The organism is Oricola sp. (genome assembly GCF_965230365.1).
Classification (GTDB): Bacteria; Pseudomonadota; Alphaproteobacteria; order Rhizobiales; family Rhizobiaceae; genus Oricola.
Genome location: NZ_OZ246003.1, coordinates 4,014,561 through 4,027,816, shown reverse-complemented (window position 1 = coordinate 4,027,816; position 13,256 = coordinate 4,014,561). Strand labels below are relative to the sequence as shown.

8 protein-coding genes are annotated in these 13,256 nt (G+C 64.1%); 3 read left to right on the top strand and 5 right to left on the bottom strand.

Annotation, left to right across the window (positions count from 1 at the left end; all coding sequences use genetic code 11):
* The 3 genes from ACO06R_RS19485 to ACO06R_RS19475 form a co-directional block, all read right to left on the bottom strand.
* Entirely contained in the window at nucleotides 1–1,173 is a 1,173-nt protein-coding gene (locus ACO06R_RS19485; protein ID WP_421854145.1) for an acyl-CoA dehydrogenase family protein, read from the bottom strand.
* Nucleotides 1,174–1,263: 90 nt separating this feature from the next.
* On the bottom strand, nucleotides 1,264–3,060 hold the full coding sequence (locus ACO06R_RS19480) for an acyl-CoA dehydrogenase C-terminal domain-containing protein (protein WP_421854141.1): 1,797 nt from the start codon (nucleotides 3,058–3,060) through the stop codon (nucleotides 1,264–1,266).
* Nucleotides 3,061–3,393: 333 nt separating this feature from the next.
* Nucleotides 3,394–3,807, bottom strand: a complete 414-nt coding sequence (locus ACO06R_RS19475; protein ID WP_421854138.1) for a MerR family transcriptional regulator — start codon at nucleotides 3,805–3,807, stop codon at nucleotides 3,394–3,396.
* Between the two features lie 454 nt (nucleotides 3,808–4,261).
* Between ACO06R_RS19475 and ACO06R_RS19470 the strand changes: the two genes are divergently transcribed.
* The 3 genes from ACO06R_RS19470 (at nucleotide 4,262) to ACO06R_RS19460 (ending at nucleotide 9,916) form a co-directional block, all read left to right on the top strand.
* On the top strand, nucleotides 4,262–7,990 hold the full coding sequence (locus ACO06R_RS19470) for a peptidoglycan-binding protein (protein WP_421854135.1): 3,729 nt from the start codon (nucleotides 4,262–4,264) through the stop codon (nucleotides 7,988–7,990).
* Nucleotides 7,991–8,174: 184 nt separating this feature from the next.
* Nucleotides 8,175–9,098: a sulfite exporter TauE/SafE family protein gene (locus ACO06R_RS19465; protein ID WP_421854132.1), complete on the top strand. Its 924-nt coding sequence runs from the start codon at nucleotides 8,175–8,177 to the stop codon at nucleotides 9,096–9,098.
* Nucleotides 9,095–9,916: a TIGR02186 family protein gene (locus tag ACO06R_RS19460; RefSeq protein ID WP_421854129.1), complete on the top strand. Its 822-nt coding sequence runs from the start codon at nucleotides 9,095–9,097 to the stop codon at nucleotides 9,914–9,916. Before ACO06R_RS19465 ends, ACO06R_RS19460 begins: the two co-directional genes overlap by 4 nt.
* Before the next feature lie 21 nt (nucleotides 9,917–9,937).
* On the opposite strand, the gene pdeM is transcribed toward ACO06R_RS19460, so the two are convergent.
* Both pdeM and ACO06R_RS19450 read right to left on the bottom strand, forming a co-directional pair.
* Nucleotides 9,938–10,660 carry a ligase-associated DNA damage response endonuclease PdeM gene (pdeM, locus tag ACO06R_RS19455; RefSeq protein ID WP_421854127.1) on the bottom strand — a complete coding sequence of 241 codons (723 nt, stop codon included), beginning with the start codon at nucleotides 10,658–10,660 and terminating at the stop codon, nucleotides 9,938–9,940.
* Between the two features lies 1 nt (nucleotide 10,661).
* Entirely contained in the window at nucleotides 10,662–13,190 is a 2,529-nt protein-coding gene (locus ACO06R_RS19450; RefSeq protein ID WP_421854124.1) for a ligase-associated DNA damage response DEXH box helicase, read from the bottom strand.
* Nucleotides 13,191–13,256 lie beyond the last annotated feature (66 nt).

Here is a 13,256-nt window from a genome sequence, read left to right as displayed (position 1 = left end):
TCAAAGGCTCCTTGCGATCAGCAGTTTCATGATCTCGTTGGTGCCGCCATAGATCCGCTGGACGCGGGCGTCGCGGAACATGCGGGCGATCGGATATTCGTTCATGTAGCCATAGCCGCCATGCAACTGCAGGCACTCGTCGACGACCTTGCCCTGCAGGTCGGATAGCCAGTATTTGGCCATCGACGCCAGTTCTGGCGTCAGCTTGCCTTCCAGGTGTTCGGCCACGCACTGGTTATAGAAGGTCCGGCCGATGGTGGCCTCGGTCTTCAGTTCGGCGAGCTTGAACTGGGTGTTCTGGAACGAGATAACCGGTTGGCCGAACGCCTTGCGTTCCTTGACATAGTCGATGGTCAGCGCCAGCGCCCGCTCGACCATGGCAATCGCCGCGCCGCCGATCTGCAGGCGCTCCTGCGGCAGTTGCTGCATCAGCTGGACGAAGCCCAGCCCTTCCTCGTGGCCGAGCAAATTGGCCGTCGGCACGCGCACATCGTTGAAAAACAATTCCGAGGTGTCGTTCGATTTCAGCCCGATCTTGTCGAGGTTGCGGCCGCGCTCGAAGCCTTCGACACCATCGGTTTCGATGACGATCAGCGAGGTGCCCCTGGCGCCGGCGGCCGGATCCGTCTTGGTGACGACGATGATGAGATTGGCGAGCTGGCCGTTGGTGATGAAGGTCTTCGAGCCGTTGAGCAGGTACTGGTTGCCGTCTTTCCTGGCGGTCGTCTTGACGCCCTGCAGGTCGGAGCCCGCGCCCGGCTCGGTCATCGCGATGGCGCCGATCAGTTCGCCGGAGGCCATCCTCGGCAGCCATTTCGCTTTCTGCTCCTGCGACCCGTAATGCTGGATGTAGGGAGCGACGATGGAGTTGTGCAGCGCGATGCCGAAACCGTCGACGCCGACATGACTGATGGCTTCGAGGATTGCCGATTCATGCGCATAGGTGCCGCCCGCGCCGCCAAATTCCTCCGGCATCGAGGCGCACAGCAGACCGGCCTCGCCGGCCTTGCGCCAGCTTTCGCGGTCGAATGTCTCGGCCGCCTCGAACTCATCGTAGCGTGGCAGGATCTCCTCGGACATGAAGCGCGTCGCCATGTCCTGCAGCATGACGACATCCTCGCTGGCCCAATCAGGCCGGCGCGTACCGAGAACTTCGGCCGGATTGCTCGCCATCGCTTTCCTCCCGTCGGACAGCCATAGTGGCAGATAGTGGCGCTGCGGCACAGCCGCAATGCGTTATTGCCGCAGCGTCCTGTTGACTGATCAGAATGCCTCTTCGGGCAGTTCCATCATCGAGTCGGCACCGCTCGAGATCCGCGCCAGATGCGCGCCGGTTTCCGGCATGACGCGCTCCATGAAGTAGCGCCCCGTGACGAGCTTGGCGTCAAGGAACTGCGCATCGCCATTGGCGCCGGCGGCGATCTTCTCATTGGCCGCCTTGGCCTGCAGCGCCCACATGTAACCCAGCGTTACAAGGCCGAACAGGTGCATGTAATCGTGGCTGCCGGCACCGGCATTGTCGGGCTTCGCCATGGCGTTCTGGACGAACCACATGGTGGCGGCCTGCAGGTCGTTGAGGCCCTTCTTCAGGTGCTTGGTGAAGAAGGTCAGCTTCTCGTCGCCTCGGTTGTCCTCGCAGAAGTCGCCGACTTCCTTGAAGAAGGCCTGCACGGCGCGGCCGCCATTGGCCGGCAGCTTGCGGCCGACAAGGTCGAGCGCCTGGATGCCGTTGGCGCCCTCGTAGATCATGGCGATGCGCGCGTCGCGCACATATTGGCTCATGCCCCACTCTTCGATGTATCCGTGGCCGCCATAGACCTGCTGCGCCATCACGGTGTGGTCGAAGCCCTTGTCGGTCAGCACGCCCTTGATGACCGGGGTCAAGAGACCCATCATCTCCTCGGACAGTTCGCGGTCGCTCTCGTCTTCGGAGCGATGCGCGACGTCAGACTTCAGCGCCGCCCACAGGATGAAGGCGCGTGCCGCCTCGTTATAGGCGCGCATCGTCATCAGGTTGCGGCGGATGTCGGGGTGCACGATGATCGGATCGGCCTTCTTGTCGGTCGCCTTCGGCCCGGTCAGGGCGCGGCCCTGGAGCCGCTCGCGCGCATAGGTCACAGCGTTCTGGTAGGCGATTTCGGAGACGGCCAGCCCTTGCAGGCCGACGCCGAGCCGGGCTTCGTTCATCATCACGAACATCGCCTTGAGACCCTTGTTTTCCTCGCCGATCAGGTGACCGGTCGCTTCGTCGTAGTTCATCACGCAGGTGGCGTTGCCGTGGATGCCCATCTTCTCTTCGATAGAGCCGCAGGAAACACCATTGGGCTCGCCGAGCGACCCGTCGTCGTTGACCGCGACTTTCGGCACAATGAACAGCGAGATACCCTTCACGCCTTCCGGTGCGCCTTCGATGCGGGCCAGCACCAGGTGGATGATGTTTTCAGACATGTCGTGTTCGCCGGCGGAGATGAAAATCTTCTGGCCGGAGATCTTGTAGGTGCCGTCGGGCTGCGGCACTGCCTTGGTGCGCAGCAGGCCGAGATCGGTGCCGCAATGCGGCTCGGTGAGGTTCATCGTGCCGGTCCAGGCGCCTTCGACCATGCGCGGCAGGAAAGTGCGCTTCTGCTCGTCGGAGCCATGCACCTGGATCGCCGCCATCGCGCCCTGGGTCAGGCCGGGATACATGGTGAACGCCATGTTGGCCGACGAGAAGTATTCGCCGACCGCCGAATGCAGCGTGTAGGGCAGGCCCTGGCCGCCATATTCGGGATCGAAGGCAAGCCCCATCCAGCCGGCTTCCTTGTACTGTTCGAAAGCCTCGCGAAAACCCTTCGGCGTCGTCACCGAGCCGTCGTCATGGCGCGTGCAGCCTTGCTGGTCGCCGGTCTGGTTGATCGGAAAAAAGACTTCCTCGGCCATGCGCCCCGCTTCGCGCAGGACGGCTTCGACGATGTCTGGCGTGGCATCCGCAAAACCGGGCAGGTTGTTGTAGCGTTCGTATTTCAGGACGTCGTTGAGTACGAAAAGCGTGTCTTCCACGGGAGCGCGATAGACGGGCATTGGTTTCCTCCGAATACGGGATTGCGACGGATGGGCGATCCGCCGGTCTCTGGTAGGCGCCTGCTAACAAATTTTGACGTTTGCGTAAACGTCAAAATAATCACATCGTCGGGAAATTCCAGTGATATTGTGGTTTAGCGTGGATGCTTTGGGAGGTATCGGCGGAGAATGAGCCCGGAAACGGCCGATCTGACCAGTAAAAACAAAAAAACACCGGCACTCGCTGTCGAATGCCGGTGTAATCGGAAACGCCCCGTATGGCCCCATGAACCCGAAACGCTTCCTGTTGCGCGCATTCTTGCCCCAGTGCGCGCGATTGTTCTTTCTTGAGGCTTAGCCTCGCTCCGTGATCTTCTCGCGGATGATGACGAGCGTGCTTTCCAGTTCGGCAATTGCCGCATCGATGTCGTCGCGCTGCTCATGCAGGTTGACGAGCTGTTCTTCGCCCTTGGCCTGGGCGGCGTTGAGCTGGCGCATGTTGTCGCCATGCGGATCGTAGAGTTCGAGCATCTCGCGCACGTCGTGCAGAGACAGGCCGACCCGCTTGCCAAGCAGAATGAGCTTCAGACGCGCCCGATCGCCTCGTGAATAAAGCCGAGTGTTGCCCATGCGACGCGGACGCAGGAGCCCCTTGTCTTCATAGAACCGGAGGGCACGCAGGGTGATGTCGAATTCCTTCGCAAGTTCCCCGATGCGAAAGGTTGCTTCACGCGCCTGTTGGGACGTGTTTATTGGAATTGTGTTCATTTGTTTTTTCCGTTTGTTCCCAGTTTTGATGACCGGTCAGTTTTTTTGCCTCTTGCCAAATGGGCTTCAGAGATTGCCGGATTACCCAGTAGTGCCTGTCAATGGCCAAAGCGCTTTGACAGTCTCGGGGTATATAGATGCAATAATTACTATGTGAATGTTTCGTGACGTTACTGCAGGTTACGCGGGGACCTTGCCAAGCGGCAGATGGCCCAGTTCTCAGGGGATTTCAAGGCATCACCTTGCGTAACTTAAGGAACGTGCTGTCGGGTTAACCGCTTGTTTACCCCGATTTGAAAAACGTTAACCATGACAGGTCACGGCGTGATTGTGTTTCTCGGGTTCGCGCCCCGGGGCCTGATGTTCAGGGCAGGTCGATGCGTCGGCTGCCAACCAGGCGGGGTATCTCCGCGATCAGGTCGGCAAACCCGGCGCCATAGCACATGGGCGAAACATGCACAGAAGGCCACCGCAACCCGGTTACGACAACGCCACGCGGCGTAATGCCGGCAGTAGTCTGGACAAGCTGGATGATGCGCTTTCCGTCCTCGAGCGCCGCATGGGCATCGAGCCGGCGGATCGCCGGTCGGTTGTAGCAAGGCCGCCGAGCGAGCCGGACGACGATGTCGCGGCGATACGTGCGCGCCAGGCGCTTCTCGACCGGCGGCAAAGCGTCGCAGGTGCCGCAGACGGTCGCCTGCGCGGCAGCGGCGATGGCCAGATTGACGCTGTATTGCGCAACGAACTGACCAAGATGCGCGAGACGCTCAACGCGGAACTCTCGTCGACGATCGCCGGACACTTCACCGACATTCGCCAGGAACTGCGTCGCCTCGAAACGCAGCAAGCCGGCCTGTCGCGCGACGATGTCGCCGACGGCTTTGACCGTTTGACCCGCGAGCTTAGTGTCGTCGCCTCGCGCGTCGAGAATGGTGAGGCGGGATCGCTGCGTTCCGAGGTCGAGGAACTGAAGGCACATGTCGCCGCGCTTGCCCGCGAAGATACGTTGCGCGACATGGCGGACCGTTGGTCGGTGATCGAAAACGAGATCGGCTCGCTGCCGCAGGCGCTCGGCTCGCGCGAGGACCTGCTGGCGATCGCCGACCGCATTACCGATATCAGCCTGGTGCTGCATGCGCTGCCGGATACCGACACCATGCACGCCATGGAAACGCAGGTGCGTGCGCTGGCAGAGGCGGTCGAGGTGCTGGCGGCGCAGAACGCGGCGGTGTCGCCGACGCATCTGCACACGATCGAGGAACGGCTCGACGAAATCAGCCGCGCCATTGTATCGGCTTCGGTTTCGGCCCCGCCGGTCGAACTCGACCCGGCGCCGTTCGAACGGATCGAGGCGCGGCTGTCGGCGCTGGCCCGCCAGATCGAGGAACGCAGTGGCGGTGCGCAATCGGAGACCGTCGAGGGCAAGCTCGCGGAGATCGGCACACGCCTCGATGCGCTGCATGCCGCGACCGCCGCGGTGCAGCCGCACGATCAGATCTACGAGGCGATTGCCTCGCGCCTGGAGGAACTGACCGGCCACATCAGCAGTTCGCGCGCCGCGCCGGCGGTGTCCGAGCGGGTGCTGGAAAACCTCGATGCACGGTTTGAGGAAATCGCCGCGCGGCTGGATTCGCAGCGCTCCGATGCCCAGGAGGCCGAGACGCGCATGTTCCGCTCTCTCGACACGCGCATGGCCGAACTGGCGCGCCGCATCGAGGACAATGAGCGCGAAGCCGCGCCGATGCCGACCTTCGATCACATGGAGCGTCGCATCGAGGAAATCGCCCAGATGCTGTCTGCGACGGAGGGTATGGCGCCGGATCGGGCGCCGTCGGAAGACCTCTCCCTGCTTCAAAGCTCGGCCTTGCAGAAGATCGAGGCACAGATCGCCGAACTGTCGCAGCGACTGTCGGCGACCGCGCCGACGTCCGACAACGCGATGATGGCGGAACTCGCGCCGCGCCTGATGCAGATCAGCGAGCATCTCGCCAACGGCCGCGACGACATGATCGCGGCGGCGCGCGAGGCCGCAGAAGAAATCGCGGCACGGCTGCCGGCCGGCTCCGGCGGCGGCGATGTCGCCGTGCTGCAGCGGCTGACCGAAGACATGCGCGGGCTGGAGGAAATCTCCCGCTACAGCGACGACCGCAATGCGCGCACCTTCGAGGCCATTCACGACACACTGGTCAGCGTGGCCGACCGGATTGCCGATCTCGAGACCGGCCTCGGCGAACATCCAGCCGCCGATGTACCGCAGCAGCGGCAACCGGCGGTGGCGGACGCCAAGCCCGCGATGGCCGTCGAGGCCGCACCGACCGTCAGCCCCGCAGCCGGCGACGACATGCACGAAGCCGAGGCGCCCGCTGCCGAGAAGCCGCTTGTCGCCGACGCGCCGCCGGTCGACATGGTCGCCGATGCTCCGGAAGCCCTAGAGACGGACAGCGAACGCCGCGAACCGCAACGCAAACAGGTCTCGCCGGCTGAAGCAGCCGTTCTGGCGGCGCGCGCCGCCAGCGAAAACTCGCCGCCGATCGCCGATGCCGGTACGTCCGGGCAACCCGCCCGCGCCAAGGGTCTGCTCGGCAGCCTGCGCAGCCGCCTGTCGCGCAGCGCATCGACACAGCAGGGTGATGAACCGGATGCTCCCGAGATATTCGGCAAGGCCGAAGCGCGCAAACCGGAAACGGTATCCGACGAGGAACCGCTGGAGCCGGGCAGCGGCGGCCCCGATCTGGCCGCGATCATGCGCCGGGTTCGCGCCGAGCGGGCCGGAGAAGGCGGCGAGGGCAGTCACCACGTCGCCGAGGACGATACGGGCAAGTCCGACTTCATTGCTGCTGCGAGGCGCGCCGCCCGGGCGGCAGCCAGCGAAGTGTCGGTTCTCGACAATCGGCCGCAATCGGCGAAGCCCGGCAAGGCGACGCTGTTCAAGCCCAGCCGCCGCTCGCTGCTGCTGGCCGCCGGCGCCATCCTGCTGGCGATCATGTCGGTACCGCTCGTCCGCAGCATTCTGGTGAGCGCCCCTGTCAACGAGGCGCAGCTCATCGAAACCGAGACCGTCGCCCCGGCGGCAACGCAGCCGCAGACCGCGACGCCGGCCGCCCCGATGCCCGAAATACGGGTAATCGACGGTACGGCGCCGAGGGCGCCCGCCGGCGGAAGCGCTGCGACACGGACTGCCGAAATCCCGGCGGATGCGCCTGTGCGCACTGTCGCCGCCGAGATGACGGCGAAACCGCCGGTTGCGACACCGACTGTAGATGCGCCCGAGGAGGCTGGTTTCGAAGCACTGACCCTGGCCGACATCCCGGAAGCGGCCGGCCCGCTGGCGCTGCGCGAAGCTGCAGCCGAAGGCGATGCGAAGGCGCTGTTCGTCGTCGGCGATCGCATGACGGGCGACGGGCCGGGCACGCCGGGCAGCGATGTCGAGTCAGCGGCGCGCTGGTACGAAATGGCGGCCGAACTCGGCTTTGCCCCGGCGCAGTATCGCATCGGCAACTTCTACGAGAAGGGTTTCGGCGTCGAACGCGACCTCGACACCGCCAAGACGTGGTACCAGCTTGCCGCCGAGCAGGGTAACGCGTCGGCCATGCACAATCTGGCCGTGTTGTTCGCCACCGAAGTCGACGGCCAGCGCGACATGGCGTCTGCCGCCCGCTGGTTCGGCGAAGCCGCCGAGCTTGGCGTGCGTGACAGCCAGGTCAATCTGGGCATTCTTTCGGCACGCGGCGAGGGCGTCGAGCAGGATCTCGTGAAGTCCTACACATGGCTGGCGCTGGCGGCCAAGGCCGGCGACCGCGACGCCGAGACCAAGCGCGACGAGGTCGCTGGCTTCATGCGTCCCGACCAGCTTGAAATGGCGCGCGGCGCCGTCAAGTTGTGGCAGCCCAAGACGGTCAACCAGTCGGTGAACCGCTTCGACGTTCCCGATGCCTGGACGACCGACCGTTCGATGACCGCTTCCGCGCCGGCGCTCAGCCAGACCGACATGGCGCGCGCGATCCGCAACATCCAGGCGATCCTGAACAACAATGGCTACGACGCGGGCGCCGCCGATGGCGTGATGGGCGAGAAGACCCGCGCCGCCATCATCGCCTTCCAGAATGCCAACAACATGCTGCCGACGGGCGAGGTCGACCGGGCGCTGGTCGATGCCCTTCTGGAGCTCAACCGAAGCTCCTAGAGCGATTTGTTCTGGCCGGGAAACGCTCTAATTATTGGTTGAGCCAGAGGCGTTTAGCGGGCGCGGCGCAAGCCGGCGCCCGTTTTCATCTGGCATGGGCGTTTGTTCGGCGTTGGCGTTTGACTTCGGCGTTTCGCGGGCGCATGAACATTTAAGGGGAACCTTTAGAAAACAGGAGAGATTTGTGGCGCTGTACCTGCCGATCGCGGAAATGTCGGTGAACATTTTCGTGTTGTTCGGCATGGGGGCGGCAGTTGGATTTCTATCCGGAATGTTTGGTGTCGGCGGCGGTTTCCTGATCACGCCGCTCCTGATCTTTTACAACATTCCGCCTGCTGTTGCGGTCGCGACCGGCGCCAACCAGGTCGTCGCCTCCTCGGTCTCCGGCGTGCTGTCGCATTTCAAGCGCGGAACGGTCGATATCAAGCTCGGCATCATGCTGCTGATCGGCGGTATCGCCGGATCGACGCTCGGCGTTTTCATCTTCGCCTATCTGCGCGAACTGGGCCAGCTGGACCTGTTCGTATCGCTGCTTTACGTGGTCTTTCTGGGCACGGTCGGCGGCCTGATGATGGCCGAGAGCCTGCGCGCCATGTCGCGTGCGCGCGCTGGCCAGGCGGTCAGTCTGCGCCGTCCCGGCTCGCATCTGTGGGTCCACAAGCTACCCTTCAAGATGCGGTTCAAGGCCTCCAAGCTCTATGTCAGCGTCATTCCGGTGATCCTGCTCGGCGCGGCGATCGGCGTACTCGCCTCGATCATGGGTGTCGGCGGCGGCTTCATCATGGTGCCGGCGATGATCTACCTGCTCAAGGTGCCGACCAATGTCGTCATCGGCACGTCGCTGTTCCAGATCATTTTCGTCGCCGCCTACACCACGATCGTGCATGCGACGACCAACCAGACGGTCGACGCCGTTTTGGCGCTGCTGCTGATGGTCGGCAGCGTGATCGGCGCGCAGTATGGCGCCAAGGCGGGTCAGCGCCTGCGCGGCGAACAGTTGCGCGCCCTTTTGGCCGCTCTCGTGCTGCTGGTCGCGCTGCGGCTGGCCTATACGCTGTTCATCGTGCCCGACGAACTCTACTCGATCACGCGGGATCTGGCGCTATGAGGCGGCTCGCGGCGATCCTGGCTGTTCTGTGCGCGATCCTGCCGACCGGCCTGTCGCATGCGCAGGAGGAGGAAGCGGCCGATGAGCAGACCGCCGGATCGCGCATTCCCGAACGCATCGAGATCGGTCTGTCGACCGACAACATCGCCATCACCTCGGATTTCGCCGGCGTCGACCTGACGATCTTCGGCGCGGTCGACAATGCCGATCCGCTGATCAAGCGGCAGGGCCGCTACGATGTATTTGTTATCCTGGAGGGACCGCACGCGCGCCTCGTTTCCCGCCGCAAGGGACGCGTGCTCGGCATCTGGATGAATGTCGATTCGCAGGAGTTCCGCAACGTGCCGGAATCCTACCTGATCGCCTCGACGCGCCCGTCGCAAGACTCGACCGACCTTGCGACCCTGTCGCGTCTTTCGCTCGGCATCCCGCATATCCGGCTGGGCACGCGCAAGCGCGAGACCCGCAATGAAGAGGAGATCGCCGAGTTCGCAGATGCGCTGCGTCGCCTCAAGGAGGAAGGCGATCTCTACCAGGAATCGCCGTCGGGCGTGCGCTTCATTTCGCAATCGCTGTTCCGCGCCACGCTAGCGATCCCCGCCAATGTGCCGCTCGGCCGTCACGTCGCGCGCGCCTATCTGTTCCGGCAAGGGCAACTCGTGGCACAGACCCAGTCGACGCTGGATATTCGCAAGGCAGGTATCGAGTATCAGTTGTTTCAGGCCGCACAGAACCAGTCGCTGTTCTACGGCATGGGTTCGGTCGCGCTGGCATTGCTGGTCGGCTGGCTCGGCCGTGTGATGTTCCGCCGCGACTGAGGGCGCGGCGTCGCTCTTCGATCAGTCTGGATACAGATCGCGCGCGCCGATCGCATAGACGCGTTCTGTGCCCAGCATGTAGGCGCGGAACTGCGACGCCTCGAACAGGCCTGCATAAGCCGTGTCGCGCACATTGAGCCCGCCGGTAAAGACGCCGAAAGCCGGCATGATCAGCCGAATTCCGTCGCTGGCAAAACAGGCGCGCCTGACCGAGCGGCCGTGGCGCACGATGCGCGCGCTTGGATGCAGGTGGCCGCTGACCTCATAGCCGAACTCGGCCGGGTCCGGCATGTGGCGGAAGGTGACCGGCCCGGCCGCGAACTCCGCGACCGATTGTCCGGGAACCGACACCGGCGGTGACGGGTCGTGGTTGCCGGTCACCCAGATCATGTCGCGGCCGTGCGCGATCGCCTCGATGGCTTCCAGCGCGCCTGGCAGCAGGCGCTCGCTGGCCTGATCGTCATGGAAGCTGTCACCGAGACTGACGACGATGCGCGGATCGTATTTCGTCACCATGGCGCTCAACTGCGCCAGGGTCGCCACCGTGTCGTAGGGCGGCAGGTAGACCCGGCCGCGCGCAAAGGATGACGCCTTTTCCAGATGCAGGTCGGACACGACGAGCATGCGCTGGTCTTCGAAAAAAGCCGCACCGGCCGGATCGAGCAGCACTTCGCGCTCGGCGACGAAGGCGGTAAACGCCTCTCCGGCGGCAAGCTGGTCTGCGGTTTTCGGGGCTGCTCGCATTCTACAGATTTGTCCCAAGTGCCTCGCGGATCAGGTCGTCGGCGGCTTCCGCCATCAGCGCGTCGCTGGTGTCGCCGTGCACCGGTTCCTTGCCGATTTCCAGCATGAGCGGCACCGCCAACGGCGAAATCCGCTCCAGGTCCTTATGCACGATTCGGCCGCGAATGCGCGAGAGCATATCGCCGAGCCGGCCAACATCGAGTAGCCCGGTACGCGCGTCGGCGCGAGTCGCCTGCAAGAGGATGTGGTCAGGCTCGTGGCTGCGCAGCACGTCGTAGATCAGGTCGGCGGAAACCGTCATCTGTCGGCCCGACTTCTCCTTGCCGGGATGCCGCTTCTCGATCAGCCCGGCAATCGTGGCACAATAGCGGAAAGTGCGTTTCAACAGATAGGATTCGTCGAGCCACGCCTCGAGGTCATCGCCCAGCATGTCTTCGTTGAACAGGCCTGAAAGCGTTAGTTCGCCTCGGTGCAGCATGGCGCCCATGTCGCGCAGGCCCCAGATGGCGACGGCATAGTCGGAGGCGACGAAACCGAGCGGCCGCGCCTTGGCGCGTTCGAGCCGGCGGGTCAGCAGCATGCACAGCGTCTGGTGGGCAAGCCGGCCCTCGAACGGAAAGGCGACCATGAAATACCGCCCCCGGCGCGGGAACGTCTCGACCAGCAGATCGTCCGGACCCGGAATGACCGATCGTTCCTTCTGGATGGCGAGCCATTCCGACACCTGTTCCGGCAGCCGGCCCCAGACATTCGGATTGGCCAGCATCTTGCGCACCTGCGCCGACAGATAGGTGGTCGTCGGGAACTTGCCGCCGGCATAGGCCGGGATTTTCGGGTGCAGGTCGCTGGCTTTGCTGACAACGCAGTTGTTCTCGCTGATGCCTTCGAAACGCAGCACCTTGCCGGCGAACAGGAAGGTGTCGCCCGGCGCCAGCGATTCCACAAACCCCTCCTCGATCTTGCCGAGCACCGGCCCACCACGCAGCGGCCCGCCCTTGCGCTGCCGCGTCAGCCGGATGTTGAGCATCGGCGCTTCGACGATTGTGCCGGCGTTCAGCCGGTATTGCTGGGCGACCGACGGGTGCGTAATGCGCCAGGTGCCGTCCTTCGTCTCGCGAATGCGCGCATAACGCTCATAGGATTGCAGCGCGTAGCCGCCATGGGCGACGAATTGCACGGCCCGGTCGAACATTGCGCGCGACAGGTCGCGATAGGGCGCTGCCGTGACGATCTCCGCATAGAGTTCGTCGGCGTAAAATGGCGCGGCGCAGGCGATGCACAAGATGTGCTGGCACAACACGTCGAGCGCGCCTTCGGCCAAAGGCGGCGTGTCCTGCGCGCCGAGATAGTTTGCATCGAGCGCCGCCTGGCATTCCATCACCTCGAACCGGTTGGCCGGCACGAGGATCGCCTTCGATGCCTCGTTCATGCGGTGATTGGCCCGGCCGATGCGCTGCGCCAGCCGCGACGCGCCCTTGGGCGAGCCGACATGCACAACCAGATCGACATCGCCCCAGTCGATGCCGAGATCGAGCGTCGAGGTGGCGACGATGGCGCGCAAACTGTTGGTCTGCATCGCCTGTTCGACCTTGCGCCGCTGGCTGACATCGAGCGAGCCGTGATGTAGCGCTATCGGCAGATTGTCCTCGTTGATCTTCCAGAGTTCCTGGAACAGCAGTTCGGATTGCGAGCGTGTGTTTACGAACAGCAGCGTCGTCTTGTGCCGGCGGATCGCCTCATAGACCTCAGGCATGGAGTAGCGCGCCGAGTGGCCGCTCCACGGCACCCGCTCCTCTGACTTGAGGATCGCGATATCCGGTTTCGCGCCGCCCGCCACGGTGACGATGTCGGCCATTTCATCGCCACCGCTTTGCGGCACCAGCCAGCCGCGCAGCATGTCGGGATCGGCAACCGTCGCCGACAGGCCGATCGCCTTCAGGCCGGGGCAAAGTCGGTGCAACCGCGCCAGCCCGAGCGCCAGCATGTGGCCGCGTTTGGAGGTGACCAGCGAATGCAACTCGTCGAGCACCACATGTCGCAGATCCGAAAAGAAGACCTCCGCGTCCTTGTGCGACAGCAGCAGGGCGAGCTGCTCTGGCGTGGTCAGGAGGATATCTGGCGGGTTCAGCTTCTGACGCTGGCGTTTTGACTGTGGCGTGTCGCCGGTGCGCGTCTCGATCGTCACTGGCAGGCCCATCTCGCCGACCGGTGTCGACAGGTTGCGGTGGATGTCGACGGCGAGTGCCTTCAGGGGCGAGATATAGAGCGTGTGCACGCCGGGCTTGCGGGTGCCGGGCTTCGGTTTGCCACGCCGTGCCAGATCGGTCAGTGCCGGCAGGAAGCCGGCCAGCGTCTTGCCGGCGCCGGTCGGTGCGATCAGCAGCGCCGATTTACCCGCTTCCGCCAAGGCCAGCAATTCGAGCTGGTGGGCGCGCGGCTGCCAGCCCTTGGAGCGGAACCACTCCAGGAAGGGCGCGGGCAGGTCGATTGCGCCGGTCGACGGCTGCACAAGGGGCTCGGCGATGCTCACGGCTCACAAACTAGGACCGCCGCGCCGCATCGCCAAGTTAAAATGTTCACGTTTTCTTCCAGCTTG

Coding starts and splice junctions, on each gene's coding strand:
- ACO06R_RS19485 (WP_421854145.1), bottom strand. CDS start 1,173: ATGGCGAGCAATCCGGCCGAAGTTCTCGGTACGCGCCGGCCTGATTGG.
- ACO06R_RS19480 (WP_421854141.1), bottom strand. CDS start 3,060: ATGCCCGTCTATCGCGCTCCCGTGGAAGACACGCTTTTCGTACTCAAC.
- ACO06R_RS19475 (WP_421854138.1), bottom strand. CDS start 3,807: ATGAACACAATTCCAATAAACACGTCCCAACAGGCGCGTGAAGCAACC.
- ACO06R_RS19470 (WP_421854135.1), top strand. CDS start 4,262: ATGCACAGAAGGCCACCGCAACCCGGTTACGACAACGCCACGCGGCGT.
- ACO06R_RS19460 (WP_421854129.1), top strand. CDS start 9,095: ATGAGGCGGCTCGCGGCGATCCTGGCTGTTCTGTGCGCGATCCTGCCG.
- pdeM (WP_421854127.1), bottom strand. CDS start 10,660: ATGCGAGCAGCCCCGAAAACCGCAGACCAGCTTGCCGCCGGAGAGGCG.